Source organism: Chryseobacterium taklimakanense (genome assembly GCF_900187185.1).
Lineage (GTDB): Bacteria > Bacteroidota > Bacteroidia > Flavobacteriales > Weeksellaceae > Planobacterium > Planobacterium taklimakanense.
In genome coordinates this window covers 1,214,413-1,227,284 of the sequence record NZ_LT906465.1, presented here as the reverse complement: position 1 = coordinate 1,227,284, position 12,872 = coordinate 1,214,413, and the positions used below count along the sequence as shown (strand labels likewise).

14 protein-coding genes and 1 tRNA gene are annotated in these 12,872 nt (G+C 39.7%); 14 read left to right on the top strand and 1 reads right to left on the bottom strand.

Annotated features, from left to right (window positions below; translation table 11 throughout):
- Positions 1 to 29: 29 nt before the first annotated feature.
- The 9 genes from argS (at position 30) to CKV81_RS13335 (ending at position 8,679) form a co-directional block, all read left to right on the top strand.
- Positions 30 to 1,793, top strand: a complete 1,764-nt coding sequence (gene argS, locus CKV81_RS05820) for an arginine--tRNA ligase (protein WP_095071381.1) — start codon at positions 30 to 32, stop codon at positions 1,791 to 1,793.
- A gap of 305 nt (positions 1,794 to 2,098) precedes the next feature.
- A complete protein-coding gene (locus tag CKV81_RS05815) occupies positions 2,099 to 3,445 on the top strand; it encodes a site-specific integrase (protein ID WP_095071380.1) in 1,347 nt (448 codons plus the stop codon).
- Positions 3,446 to 3,519: 74 nt separating this feature from the next.
- A complete protein-coding gene (locus CKV81_RS05810; protein WP_095071379.1) occupies positions 3,520 to 4,548 on the top strand; it encodes a hypothetical protein in 1,029 nt (342 codons plus the stop codon).
- Positions 4,549 to 4,645: 97 nt separating this feature from the next.
- Complete coding sequence (locus CKV81_RS05805; RefSeq protein ID WP_095071377.1) at positions 4,646 to 4,918, top strand: helix-turn-helix domain-containing protein; 273 nt, start codon at positions 4,646 to 4,648, stop codon at positions 4,916 to 4,918.
- Positions 4,919 to 4,929: 11 nt separating this feature from the next.
- Positions 4,930 to 5,331 (top strand): hypothetical protein, encoded by a 402-nt coding sequence (locus CKV81_RS05800; protein ID WP_095071376.1) that lies wholly within the window; start codon positions 4,930 to 4,932, stop codon positions 5,329 to 5,331.
- A 2-nt stretch (positions 5,332 to 5,333) separates the two neighbouring features.
- Positions 5,334 to 5,534, top strand: a complete 201-nt coding sequence (locus tag CKV81_RS05795; protein WP_095071374.1) for a hypothetical protein — start codon at positions 5,334 to 5,336, stop codon at positions 5,532 to 5,534.
- A 102-nt stretch (positions 5,535 to 5,636) separates the two neighbouring features.
- On the top strand, positions 5,637 to 6,779 hold the full coding sequence (locus tag CKV81_RS05790; RefSeq protein WP_095071372.1) for an AAA family ATPase: 1,143 nt from the start codon (positions 5,637 to 5,639) through the stop codon (positions 6,777 to 6,779).
- 148 nt (positions 6,780 to 6,927) lie between these two features.
- The gene (locus CKV81_RS05785; RefSeq protein ID WP_095071370.1) at positions 6,928 to 7,848 is read left to right on the top strand and encodes a bifunctional DNA primase/polymerase; all 921 of its coding nucleotides are present in this window, start codon (positions 6,928 to 6,930) and stop codon (positions 7,846 to 7,848) included.
- Positions 7,849 to 8,064: 216 nt separating this feature from the next.
- Complete coding sequence (locus tag CKV81_RS13335) at positions 8,065 to 8,679, top strand: hypothetical protein (protein WP_157727376.1); 615 nt, start codon at positions 8,065 to 8,067, stop codon at positions 8,677 to 8,679.
- Between the two features lie 80 nt (positions 8,680 to 8,759).
- On the opposite strand, the gene CKV81_RS05775 is transcribed toward CKV81_RS13335, so the two are convergent.
- Positions 8,760 to 8,830, bottom strand: a tRNA-Gln gene (locus CKV81_RS05775).
- Between the two features lie 98 nt (positions 8,831 to 8,928).
- On the opposite strand from CKV81_RS05775, the gene CKV81_RS05770 reads away from it, so the two are divergent.
- The 5 genes from CKV81_RS05770 to CKV81_RS05750 all read left to right on the top strand — a co-directional run bounded on the left by CKV81_RS05770 (position 8,929) and on the right by CKV81_RS05750 (position 12,855).
- Positions 8,929 to 9,960: an AMP-binding protein gene (locus tag CKV81_RS05770; RefSeq protein WP_095071355.1), complete on the top strand. Its 1,032-nt coding sequence runs from the start codon at positions 8,929 to 8,931 to the stop codon at positions 9,958 to 9,960.
- A 15-nt stretch (positions 9,961 to 9,975) separates the two neighbouring features.
- Positions 9,976 to 10,368, top strand: a complete 393-nt coding sequence (arfB, locus tag CKV81_RS05765; RefSeq protein WP_095071353.1) for an alternative ribosome rescue aminoacyl-tRNA hydrolase ArfB — start codon at positions 9,976 to 9,978, stop codon at positions 10,366 to 10,368.
- 298 nt (positions 10,369 to 10,666) lie between these two features.
- Complete coding sequence (locus CKV81_RS05760; protein ID WP_095071349.1) at positions 10,667 to 11,047, top strand: GreA/GreB family elongation factor; 381 nt, start codon at positions 10,667 to 10,669, stop codon at positions 11,045 to 11,047.
- A 131-nt stretch (positions 11,048 to 11,178) separates the two neighbouring features.
- Positions 11,179 to 11,820: a hypothetical protein gene (locus tag CKV81_RS05755; RefSeq protein WP_095071345.1), complete on the top strand. Its 642-nt coding sequence runs from the start codon at positions 11,179 to 11,181 to the stop codon at positions 11,818 to 11,820.
- 60 nt (positions 11,821 to 11,880) lie between these two features.
- Positions 11,881 to 12,855 carry a deoxyhypusine synthase family protein gene (locus CKV81_RS05750; protein ID WP_095071343.1) on the top strand — a complete coding sequence of 325 codons (975 nt, stop codon included), beginning with the start codon at positions 11,881 to 11,883 and terminating at the stop codon, positions 12,853 to 12,855.
- Positions 12,856 to 12,872 lie beyond the last annotated feature (17 nt).

The following is a 12,872-nucleotide window of genomic DNA, read 5'->3' as shown; positions in this document are numbered from 1 at the left end:
TATATTTGTAACCTCAATTTTTTTTGAAGATGAATATTAAAGATACCATACAGCAGAAGATTTCTGAAATCATACAGTCAACCTACCAGATTAACGGCGTTAGCCTTGAGGTTCAGGAAAATAAATCAGGATTTGAAGGCGACTTTACCGTTGTGATTTTCCCGCTGGTGAAACTGTTGAAGAAAAGCCCTGATACGATCGGGATGGAACTGGGCGGCGCTCTTGCAGCTCAAACCAGCCTTGTTGAAAGCTTCAATGTGGTAAAAGGTTTCCTGAACCTGACGGTCAATAATAACTTTTTCCTCGAAAATTTAAAAAGTATTACTGAGAACTTCGGTAAAAAGGTAGCTAAAAACCAGACGGTAATGGTGGAATATTCTTCACCAAACACGAATAAACCGCTCCATCTGGGTCATATCAGGAATAATCTTTTAGGTTTTTCGGTTGCAAAAATTTTAGAAGAAGCCGGTTATAATGTCATTAAAACCCAAATTATCAACGACCGCGGAATCCATATTTGCAAATCCATGCTTGCCTGGGAAAAATCCGGAAAGCAGGAAAATCCACAATCCACCGGACTGAAAGGCGACAAACTGGTGGGTAATTACTATGTGGAATTTGATAAAAATTATAAGAAAGAAATTGCTGATTTGGTTGCTGAAGGTTTTGATGAAGACGTGGCCAAAAAACAGGCACCTTCCATTAAAGAAGCCCAGCAAATGTTGCTGGATTGGGAAAAGGGTGATGATAAAGTGAGAAACCTGTGGAACGAAATGAACTCCTGGGTTTATGCCGGATTCAATGAGACTTATAAACGTCTGGGTGTAAATTTCGACCAGGTTCAGTATGAAAGCAAAACTTATCTTTTAGGTAAAGACTTGATTCAGGAAGGCTTGAACAGCGGGGTTTTTTACAGAAAAGATGACGGTTCGGTCTGGGTCAATCTGGAGGATGAAGGCCTCGACCAGAAACTGTTGCTGCGTTCCGACGGTACTTCAGTCTATATGACTCAGGATTTGGGAACCGCAGTGGAGCGTTTCAAGGATAACGATATCCAAAAGCTGATTTATACCGTAGGGAACGAGCAGGATTACCACTTCCAGGTGCTTTTCAAGATTCTTAAGAAACTGGGATATCAGTGGGCGGATCAGCTTTATCATTTGTCTTATGGTATGGTTGAGCTTCCGGAAGGCAAGATGAAATCACGTGAAGGAACCGTGGTTGATGCTGATGATCTGATGGAAGAAATGTATCAGACCGCCAAAGAAAAAGCTCAGGAACTCGGCAAACTGGAAAATCTTGATGATGAAGAGAAAGAGCGGTCTTATGAAACCGTAGGTCTGGGAGCCCTGAAATATTTCATGCTGAAGGTGGATCCGAAGAAAAAAATGCTTTTCAATCCTGCAGAAAGTATCGATTTCAACGGCAATACTGGGCCTTTTATCCAATACACTTATGCGAGGATCCAGTCGCTTCTGGGTAAAGCCAATTATACTTTCCGGGAAACTGAAGGTGATATTCAGCTGAATGAATATGAGAAAGACCTGATTATGCAGCTGGCCAATTATAAAGATATTGTGGAAAAGGCTGCGGAAACATTAAGCCCTGCGCATGTTGCGAATTATGTTTATGACTTGGTGAAAACTTACAATTCGTTTTACCAAAATAACCAGATTTTGAGTCAGGAAAATCCTGAAACAGTTCAGTTCAGATTAAATCTTTCTGACATCACGAGTAAAACCGTCAAAAAATCTTTGGAGTTGCTCGGAATCGGAACTGTAAACAGAATGTAAAAATAAAAGGCTTTCAAAACTACTGAAAGCCTTTATAATAAAAAAACCTCCTGAAAATCAGAAGGTTTAGATGGTAGACCCACAGGGAGAATAAACCTATATTTTGTTTAAATTATACCGACTATTTAGAAATATTCTAAAAAACCCAAAACACCGATTAATAAAGGGATTACAATATGTTTATAATGTTCGTTTGTGGTTTTTGATTAAAATGCGTTTAAGATAAAATACAGTTTGGTTCCCCAACGGTTCCCCAAAATTAAAATAAATGCTATCTTTGTAATGTTCAAATAAACCTTACAATTATGGCAAAAATTTTCTATTTCATTAGGACGACCACACCCAACGCGACTATTTACGTTAATTTCTCCGCAGACCGGAATACTAAATTCAAACGAAAAACACGCGAAACCGTAAACCCCGAACACTGGAACGGACAACCGGATGCAAAAGGTTTTCCCAAAAACATAAAATCGGGAACCGCTGATTTTCTGCAGCAGCACAACGAATTAAAAACCCGCCTTTCCGGTTTGGAAAACTTTATTCTGCAGGAATACCAAAAAAGGGGGGATAACGAACTGATAACAGGGGACTGGTTAGATGAGGTTATTGCAGGGTTTTATAATGACGGTAAACGCGTAGTCGAACTGGACTACATAGACAACTATTTAGAGCATTACCGCGCCCAAATTCTACCATTCCGCAAATACAAGGGGCAGCCAATTTCTTACCGCACGCAGCAGAAACACGAAACCATAATTTCAAAGTTTTTAGAATTTCTGCAGACCGAAAAAAAACGCCTGAAAGTTTCCGATTATAATATTTCCGTAGGCAACCGGTTTGTTACCTTTTTACGCGGGCAGAACCTCAGCGACAATACTGTAGGGAAATATCTAAAATACACCAAAACAATTTTTAAAGATGCCAAACTGGAGGGCGTAGCCGTTCACGATCAACTAACAGAAATTAAAGGTTTTACCACAGACACCCCAACGCACTACCTCACAGAAACCGAACTTGCCAAAATACAGGATTTAATATTAATCGGAAATGAAAAACTGGAAATAACGCGGGACTGGCTAATTATCGGATGCTACACTGGACAAAGGGCGTCCGATCTGTTCGGGATGACCAAAAAGAAAATCGTAAACATTAACGGCAAAGACTTTATAAACGTAGCGCAGCGCAAAACAAAAACGCCCGTAGTGGTTCCCATACACCCCGAAGTAAAAAAGATACTGGACAAAAGGAACGGCAATTTTCCGCCCGTTTACAGCAGCAATATAGACAGCTGCAAAACGATTTTTAACACACACTTGGAAACCGTCGCCCGACTGGCAGAAATAGACCGTTTGGATTACGGCAGGGTGTACGATCCGGTTAAAAAATGTTATGTTTTCGGAAACTATCCGTTTTATAAAGTGATTTCCTCGCACGTCTGCAGGCGCACGTTTGCAACAATGCATTACAGTAAAATTCCCACAGCCGTAATAATGGCAGTAACCGGACACAAAACCGAACGGGAGTTTCTCGGCTACATAGGAATAGATAATTCCACCCTATCCGAACAGATGTATCACTACTGGGAAATAATGGAAAATAGCCCCGTTTCCGGCACTGTAGAGCCTGAAAAAACTAAAACAGCAAACTAATTTTAATCTTAATAATAGCGGGGATGGAAACCGCCCTTTTTTAACGTGTTCAAAACCTTACAAAACTTAACATTATGGAATTACCTTTTTACTATTCTTTTACTGAATTTAAGAATAACTATAATAAGGATTTTGAGGACTGGAAAAAACAACTTCCCGACGGTTCCGAAAAAATATATCTTAAAAAGTTATTATCTACTTACGGAGCCGAAATAGACCCTTTGTATTTAGAAACAAAAGATATTGAAATTGAGGTTTCGTATTATGATGAAGTTTTAAAACGGTATTTAAAAACAACTAAAACTGTTCAAAATATTTCTAATGAATTGGATGTTAGACTGTTTAATTATTTTGCTGATGACCCTGACCGTTTGAATGATTTTTATTTTGAATTGGCAATAGAAAAGAAAAGTCATTTTCATTTTTTTGCTGAAAATAAAATATTAGATACGGTAGTGCATTATTTGGATGATCCTGACGACCCCGGTTCTTATTTAGATATTGTAGGATATGAGGAAAAGAAAAGTCCTTATAATAATTCTGATTTTCTTTATTCAGGAAAAGACTTTCAAACGTTTGAAAAATTTGTTCAGTTTTCAACAATAACAAACGACGAATTACAGGAATATATCAATGAAAATGAATATTCTATTGGGCAGTTTTTGTATTTCGATTCTGCAAAATATGAGAATTACAAAATTTCAGTAATACGCATTTATGATTGGATTAATGATAGGATAAACGCCCCGGAACCTCAACAAATTGCACCAACGCCCGAACCGGAGACACCCGAATTTGATTTTTCAGATACCGAACCAAAGGCGCGCGTTATTATGCTGGAAAAATTGGGGATAATAGATTTTGTAAAATCTTTGCAGCAAAAACCCGACACAATACAGCACACAGCGCAAATTTTATCCGCGATAACTGGCATTAATTCAAAAGCTTTGTATTCCTATCTGTTACCGATGTTGCAACCTATACGGGACGACGGAAACAAAAACAGTCCCTATAAAAACCCTGAAAATCTGCAGCAGGCTAATAAACAATTGCTGAAAATGAAGTTAAAACCCGAAATAACAAATACAAACGCTGGCAAATAGTTAGCGTTTTTTTATTTAGTTAAGAAAAAGTAATTCCGCACATTACTTACTAATTACTTACATAATATTTGCATTGATCAATTAAAAATATACGACGATGCAAACTTTAAACATTACCGTTCCGCAGGAAAACATTAACCAAATAGCGGAAAACGTCGAAACCCGCCTTTTCGACCGCCTTACCAAATTCCTAACCGATAACGCCCCGAAACGCTACCTTTCCGCAGATGAGGTGTGCGACCGGTTCGGCATAACCAAACCAACGCTGCACGACTGGCGACGTCGCGGAATATTACGTTCCTACAAATTAGGTTCCCGCGTATACTACCGGTTTGATGAGATTGAAAACGCAATGATCATTAACGACTAAAATTTATTGCGATGTTCAAACCGGACCACTACAAACTGGAGTATCATTTTGATACTGAAAAAAAGACGTTCCAACAGTTTAAACTGCATTCTACAGAAATTCCCGACCTATTGCCCGACCTTATCAGGCTGGAGGTAAACAACGGCTATAATTCCATACAGGGCGCAAATAATTTATTACGGATACGCGACACCACCAACTGGAGCAGATGCAGTTTAGCCGGATTACGCCCGACCGGAACCCCTAATTTCTACTATTCAGATTTGCCCGTAAACGGTGTAAAATCTTTTATAATAGTATACCTACCGCCCGACCGCCAAAACGTCATTATACGCGTCTGCAGGGCATTCTATCCAAAGGGGAACCCCGATTTCAGGGAGAAATTAACAAACGAAATAATTAAAAACTTTTGACAATGGAATTACGAAAATTAGCCGTCGCACTGGATAACGCCAAAGACGAATTAAAAAACGGAGTTACCGCAGGATTTGAAATGGAAATTCTATTTCAGTGTTTCAAAGAATTTGCAGAGCTGCATTACATATTAACAGGGGATGAATTAGATATTTCCGACCTCGCGGACTATTTAGAGCGCGCTCAGGAAGATAGCGAATAATAGAGAACAAAAAAGGGAAAACGGATTTCCGCATTCCCTTTAGGTTTGTTCAAGACCTTACAAAATGGATAACCAAATTGATAACGCAAAGATAACCAAATAATGACAAACGAAATAAATATTCCTTTGGCATTTGCAAAGAAACCGCAAAAACCTGAAACCTCAGCGGAGGAATTACTGGAGGAATTAGAGCAACACCGCATTTTAGTAACGGACGAAATACCGGAGCCTGAAATAGCTATAAAAATGTTTATTGATGAAAATCCGGACGATCACGCCATTATTGGAACACTCGGAAATTTTAGCGTATTAACGGGAAAGGCTAAAAGTAAAAAGACTTTTGCAATAGGTATATTAACCGCGTCCCTTTTCTCGGAAAAACCTATAATGCGAACCTTTCAGGGATGTTTACCGACCGACCAAAACAAAGTAATCTATTTTGATACAGAGCAAGGAAAATGGCACGTTCAGCGCAGTTTAAAACGTATCTGCAGGCTGGCAGGTATTACCGACGATAACCGATTTTCCGTTTACGGATTGCGGAGCGAACCCACAGACCGCAGACTGGCATTAATAGAGGCTAAAATTTACAATACTGAAAACTTGGGGTTCGTAGTAATTGACGGGGTCAGGGATATAACTTTTGATATTAACGATCCTAAAGAGGCGTCCGATATTGCAGGGAGGTTTCTAAAATGGACAGAGGAACGAAATATTCATATCATTACGATACTGCACCAAAATAAGGGCGACAGTAACGCGCGGGGGCATTTGGGAACAGAACTAATAAATAAGGCAGAAACAGTTTTGGCAGTGGAGCGCGCTAATAATTCCGATGTTTCAGTAGTAACCCCAACACAAACCCGAAATAAGGAGCCGGAACCGTTCGCCTTTGAAATAGACCAACACGGATTACCATTTAAGGCGCGCGTTCCTGAAAATGACAGGGAGAGCAAACAAAAGTTTACCCCCGATATGGTAACGGAGGAACAGCTGGAAAAATTGTTTTTTGAAGTGTTCAATCAGGAACAGTTTAAACCGTTGGGATATGATCAAACTTTACGACAGTTAGCGGTTTTACATTTAGGCATAATTGCCCGGAAAGTGGGAGAAAACTTTTTAAAAAACCTGATCACTCGCGCCCGAAACGAACAGATAATTCTGCAGCCGGACGAACTGCAAAAGGGAAAATCTAAACCTAACATTCTTAACCCCGATATAAGAGAAAAATTTGAAAAGGTTTAAGGGTTTCCTAACAGTTTAAGTTTAGGCGTTATATATACGCCTTAAACTGTTAAACCGTAAACCGTTGGCGCAACAGTTTAAAGTTTAAGAATACAGTTTAAACTGTTAAACCGTTACTTAAAATACTAATGTTCAATAACTTACAAAAATGGATAGCAGCAAAATAAAATCAGCAACAGCACTAACAAAAGATTTTTCCATAATTCCGGTAAATTCCGCCAAAATTCCGACCGTCAAAACGTGGAAACCGTATCAATCTACACCGATGACTGGGGAACAATTAAAAGATATTTCCGTAACGACAGGCGCGACAGATTTTGCAATTATTACGGGCTACAATAATCTGCAGTGCATAGACGTAGACACTAAAATTTTAGATGATGAGCAGGAACGCGTTTTTTTTGAAAGTAATTTTTTTGCACTGTTGCGCGACCATATACCCGACTTTGATAATAAAATAGCATTATACCGAACCCGCAGCGGAGGGTTTCATTTACTTTTCAGATGTAGAGAGATAGAGGGAAACAAAAAGATAGCACGGATCAGAGGTAAACAGGAGGCACTAATTGAAACGCGCGGAAAATACGGTTATGTAGTCGCCTATTTTGAGAATAAAGTTAGCGAACTGGACTATTCTCAAATCAAAGAAATTACACCGGAGGAACGGGAAGTTATTTTGTTTGTTTGCCGGATGTTTGATGAGGTTCCCGAACCACAGGAACCGCCTAAAAAAAAGAAAACAATTAGTACCACCGCTACATTATCCGCGTGGGACGATTTTAACCAAAATACAGACGTTTGGGATTTAATCAGGGATGAGTTTACTATTGTTGGAAAACGTGGTAAATACACGGCTATAAAACGGCACGGGGCGAAGTCTGCATATTCCGGTTATATTTTCGATAATGGAATTTATTTGTTTAGTACAGGTACACGATACCCCGCGCAAAAATTATTAACACCCTATCATATTTTAGCATATCAATATAACGGAGGGGATATAATAAAAACCGCTCAGGAACTTTATAAAATCGGTTACGGAGAACGTCGCGGGAAGATTAAAACCTGATATTCCTTAATAATTTAGGTTATTTTTGTAGCTGGGTGGAATAGATCGTAAAAGTACAGAAGTTTAGTTTTATGGCTAAACAATTAGAATTTGCGGACAATTACGCGCGCGCGAGGGGCAACGCTCAAAATATTTTAGTTTTCGGAAACCATAAAAAAAGATTTTTCTAAAGTCATTACGCGCGTATCAGATAGGGAGTTATTTAAAATTTAAAATATGGGACGCTGGGCAACATATCCAACCACTACCGACAGTTTACGCAGAATTGAAATATCATTTCTCAAAAAACACAATTACCTAAACCCCGACAGCACAAAATCAGGACAGATAATTTGGACGTCGCGCAATGGGGACAAAAATACGATCGGCATAATCGTAACGATGTTATCAGATCGAGGGAGCGCACGTCTGTACTACACCCACAACGAGGATAATAAAATAGATTACACCGTTCAACTGGTAACGCGCCCGTCCAATTTGGGGAAGGGCGTTATTTGGTTTTTTGTATGCCCCAAAACTGGGAAACTTTGCAGGAACCTATATTTGCATAGTGGTTATTTTCTGCACCGTTCCGCGTTCGGGTTAATGTATGAATGCCAAATAGAGAACAAAAGGATGAGGGTTTGCAGTAAATTAGGGAAATACTACCGCGATGATCCGTATCAGGAAATTTTCAGCAAACATTTTAAAAGATATTACAACGGCAAACCAACAAAAAGATATTCCCGCCTTAATAAATTGATAAATCAGGCAGGCGATCAGGAAATTTTAATGGCTGCAATGTTAGAAAGAATGGAACGCAGAGCGTTTAAAAAAACAGCTAAAAAATGACTAAAAACCAAACTGGTTCCCCAACGGTTCCCCTAGAAATAAAAAACGCCCTGATAATCAGAGCGTTAAAAGTAAATAAGTAGACCCACAGGGATTCGAACCCCAGATGACTGAACCAAAATCAGTAGTGTTACCGCTACACCATAGGTCTGTCCGTTTTAGTGGTGCAAATTTAATAATTTTTTCCAATTTAAAAAAAGTTTTCAGCCTAAAAAGTTAATTTTACGGTGAAATCATTGCTGTGTAATTATGATTATTGATTTTAAAGATCTGGATGTTAATAAGTTGAAGCCTGAAAACGATTTTGAAAAAAAGGTTATAAATTTTATCGAAGAATGGTTTTCCGATTCGGAAACGGTTTTGGTACAAACTTCGGGCTCTACAGGAACTGCAAAAATATTTGAAGCAGAAAAATCAAGAATGATCAATTCTGCGGTAAGTACCTGCAACTTTTTAGAATTAAAAGAAAATGATACGGCGCTGCTTTGCCTTCCGGTTGAATATATTTCAGGGAAGATGATGGTGGTGCGGTCTGTTGTGAGGAATTTAAAATTAAAGGTTAGTCACCCGTCCCTTAATCCGCTTATTGACTTACACGGGTATTCTGATTTCTGCGCAATGACGCCTTTACAGGTTGAAAATTCATTAGACAAACTGCATCTCCTCAAAAAAATCATCATCGGCGGGGCAGCGGTTTCTGAAAATTTGAAGCAGAAAATCTATGAAAGACTGGATTCCTCGCACAGTGAAACTAAAATTTATGAAACCTACGGCATGTCGGAAACGCTTTCGCATATTGCCCTGAAGGAGATTTTTCCCACAGAAGAAAAATTTTTTACGGCATTTGAAAATATTGAGATTTCACAGGATGAACGGGCCTGTTTAAAAATTTACGCACCGCAGCTGAATCCCGCCCTTTTACAGACCAATGATGTTGTGGAACTGATTAATGAAAAACAGTTCAGGTTTTTGGGAAGGGCGGACAATATCATCAATTCGGGTGGCGCAAAGATTTTTCCGGAGGAACTGGAAAAAACTGTAAAGCAGCATATTGCGAATGAAGCAGTATTCCTCGGAATTCCGGATGAAACTTTAGGACAGAAACTGGTTCTGGCTGTTGAAGGTAAAGAGGATGAAAAAATAAAATCAGTGGTTTCTAATATTAAGTTTGAAAAATCCTTTCACAAACCGAAAGGAATTATATTTGTAAATGAAATTCCCAGAACGCCCAACGGTAAGGTTAACCGACGGGAGCTTTTTGAGATTATAAAATCACATTAAACCGGTTACATCATCATGAAAGATTTCATCACAGAACTGACCTTTAAGACCTCCCGCAGCAGTGGTGCAGGCGGCCAGAATGTGAACAAGGTGGAAACTGCAGTGACCGTTATGTGGAATGTTGATGCCAGCACTTACTTTAGCGATGACGAAAAATTATTAATTCAGCAAAAACTAAAAAACAGAATCAACCAGGAAGGAATTTTGCAGCTGACCGTTACCGAATCGCGCACCCAACTTCAAAACCGAAAGATTGCCACCGAAAAAATCCTGGAACTGGTAAATAAAGCTTTAATCATCCCCAAGAAAAGGCTCAAAACAAAACCTGCGAAATCCCAGATCGAGAAGAGACTCAATACCAAAAAGAAACTGTCAGAAAAGAAAGAAAACCGCCGTTTCCGCCTGTAATATTGATTTTGAAAAGAAAAATCCGTATCTTTGACCAATTACTAAATTACTGTAAATAAAATGGTTGCGCACGTTTTTTGACGGTTTATAAAGATTCGGCAAAACTCTTGTCGGCGCTGCTTTATTTGCATACGGATGCTTTCCTGAAAAACTTCAAAGAGTTCGTGAGCTAAACCCTGTCTGATTCACGGCAGGGAACTACCGCAATTTTCAAATTTTTAATGATGCCTTACAATGGAGAAACCATCTTTCTCCGGGTGAATTATTGCAGGCATGCCCTAAATTTAAACCTAAAAAAATGACAGAACAGATTATATTAACGACAGGAATTTATGATGCGATAAAAGAACAATTAAGAAGAAAAAAGGTAAGTGCCGAAGAGGAAACCCGGCTTGCAGCGGAACTTAGAGGTGCGAAACAGGTTCTGAGAAGGGATTTGCCGGAGGATGTGGTAACCGTTGACCGCGTCGTGACGGTTAAGGACCATACCGCAAATGAAGAGCAGGAGTACATCTTCGTAGCATCAAACAAAGCGAAACCCAAGAAAAACAAACATTCCATTCTTTCGGATATTGCGCTTGCAACAGTGGGTTACAAGGTGGGTGATATCATCAACTGGCCTTTCAGAGACGGAGAACGCAAAATCGAAATCCTGAAAGTAGAAAACTGGGAAAACTAAATCCTCAGTTCAGATCAATGAAAAGTACAGCCAGCCCTGCCGGTTGTACTTTTTTATTGATATTTGGTAGATTTTTTGTCCGGATGTTAGGCAAGCATCTTATATTTGGTGGAATTTAATTTTAAATAAATATGAAGAAAAAACTACTGATACTGTCGGTTCTGGCAGGTACGGCAATGACATTTGCCCAACAAAAAATCACAATCATTCCGTCGGTTGGTTATGCATGGCGCGTGGCTAAAACAGCGGACAATATGGATGCTTCGCAAAAAGAATATGTGAAAGGCCTGAAATCGGGTTTCAATTTTGACATTGGTGCATACTATCGCGTCAATACATTAACTGGCCTTGGTATCAAATATAACCTTTATACTGCCTCGCATACCGGTGATTTCAATGTGGCTAATGAAAACATAATTTTAAATGATTTCAAAACAGACGACCGAATTTCATTCGTAGGCCCGGGATTCATTTACAGCAATTTCGAGGAGGATGTGAAGCATAGACTGTATTATGATATGGCAATTGGTTTGATCAGCTATGTTTCTAAAAATCAGTTTGTGGAAACAAAAGGCTCCAATCTCGGTCTTGCAGCGACCATTGGTTATATGTATGGAATTTCACCGGCAGTTATGATTGGTCCGCAATTTTCCTACACTGGTGGTGTCCTGAAAAAATATAAAATCAACGGCACGGAATATAAACCGAATGAAGGTGAATATGAAGGCCTCCACAGGGTGGCTGCAAGTTTGGGAGCAACATTCAGGTTTTAAAATTCTGCGGTTTCCAACTTCGGCATCAAAATCTTATCTTTGTTAAAATTTAAAAACAAAATGAGTTACACAGTTACAGAATTTCTCGAAAAATATTACCTGCACTTCAACGCTGCAGCGTTGGTAGATGCATCTAAAGGTTATGTAGCCCACCTGAAAGACGGCGGCAAAATGATGATCACCCTTGCCGGCGCAATGTCAACCGCCGAACTTGGGAAAATTCTTGCTGAGATGATCCGCCAGGACAAAGTGCATATCATCTCCTGTACTGGGGCCAATCTGGAAGAGGATCTGATGAATCTTGTGGCGCATTCACATTACAAGAGGGTGCCGAATTACAGAGACCTTACGCCTCAGGAAGAATGGGATCTTCTGGAAAAAGGGCTTAACCGTGTAACTGATACCTGTATCCCTGAAGAAGAAGCTTTCAGAAGGCTGCAGAAACACATCGTAGAAATCTGGAAAGACGCCGAAGCGAAGGGTGAAAGGTATTTCCCGCATGAATATATGTATAAAATGCTGCTTTCAGGCGTGTTGGAACAGTATTATGAAATCCCGAAAGAAAACTCCTGGATGCTGGCTGCGGCAGAGAAAAACCTTCCCATCGTGGTTCCGGGCTGGGAAGATTCCACGATGGGCAATATCTTCACGAGCTACTGTATTAAGGGCGAACTGAAGCCTTCTACCGTGAAGTCCGGTATTGAATATATGATGTTCCTGTCCGACTGGTATCCGAAGAATTCCGGTGGCAAGGGCGTTGGTTTCTTCCAGATTGGTGGTGGTATCGCCGGAGATTTCCCGATTTGCGTGGTGCCGATGCTTTACCAGGACCTTGAAATGACGGATATTCCGTTCTGGTCGTATTTCTGCCAGATTTCAGACTCCACGACCTCTTACGGGTCCTATTCAGGAGCAGTTCCAAACGAGAAGATCACCTGGGGCAAACTCGATATCACTACACCGAAATACATCGTTGAAAGTGATGCAACCATCTGTGCTCCGCTGATGTTCCAGTATATTCTGGAAAATTCTTAAAACGAAGAATTTAGTTT

Coding starts and splice junctions, on each gene's coding strand:
- CKV81_RS05800 (WP_095071376.1), top strand. CDS start 4,930: ATGTTCAAACCGGACCACTACAAACTGGAGTATCATTTTGATACTGAA.
- CKV81_RS05805 (WP_095071377.1), top strand. CDS start 4,646: ATGCAAACTTTAAACATTACCGTTCCGCAGGAAAACATTAACCAAATA.
- CKV81_RS05790 (WP_095071372.1), top strand. CDS start 5,637: ATGACAAACGAAATAAATATTCCTTTGGCATTTGCAAAGAAACCGCAA.
- argS (WP_095071381.1), top strand. CDS start 30: ATGAATATTAAAGATACCATACAGCAGAAGATTTCTGAAATCATACAG.
- CKV81_RS13335 (WP_157727376.1), top strand. CDS start 8,065: ATGGGACGCTGGGCAACATATCCAACCACTACCGACAGTTTACGCAGA.
- CKV81_RS05755 (WP_095071345.1), top strand. CDS start 11,179: ATGAAGAAAAAACTACTGATACTGTCGGTTCTGGCAGGTACGGCAATG.
- CKV81_RS05815 (WP_095071380.1), top strand. CDS start 2,099: ATGGCAAAAATTTTCTATTTCATTAGGACGACCACACCCAACGCGACT.
- CKV81_RS05785 (WP_095071370.1), top strand. CDS start 6,928: ATGGATAGCAGCAAAATAAAATCAGCAACAGCACTAACAAAAGATTTT.
- CKV81_RS05770 (WP_095071355.1), top strand. CDS start 8,929: ATGATTATTGATTTTAAAGATCTGGATGTTAATAAGTTGAAGCCTGAA.
- arfB (WP_095071353.1), top strand. CDS start 9,976: ATGAAAGATTTCATCACAGAACTGACCTTTAAGACCTCCCGCAGCAGT.
- CKV81_RS05810 (WP_095071379.1), top strand. CDS start 3,520: ATGGAATTACCTTTTTACTATTCTTTTACTGAATTTAAGAATAACTAT.
- CKV81_RS05760 (WP_095071349.1), top strand. CDS start 10,667: ATGACAGAACAGATTATATTAACGACAGGAATTTATGATGCGATAAAA.
- CKV81_RS05750 (WP_095071343.1), top strand. CDS start 11,881: ATGAGTTACACAGTTACAGAATTTCTCGAAAAATATTACCTGCACTTC.
- CKV81_RS05795 (WP_095071374.1), top strand. CDS start 5,334: ATGGAATTACGAAAATTAGCCGTCGCACTGGATAACGCCAAAGACGAA.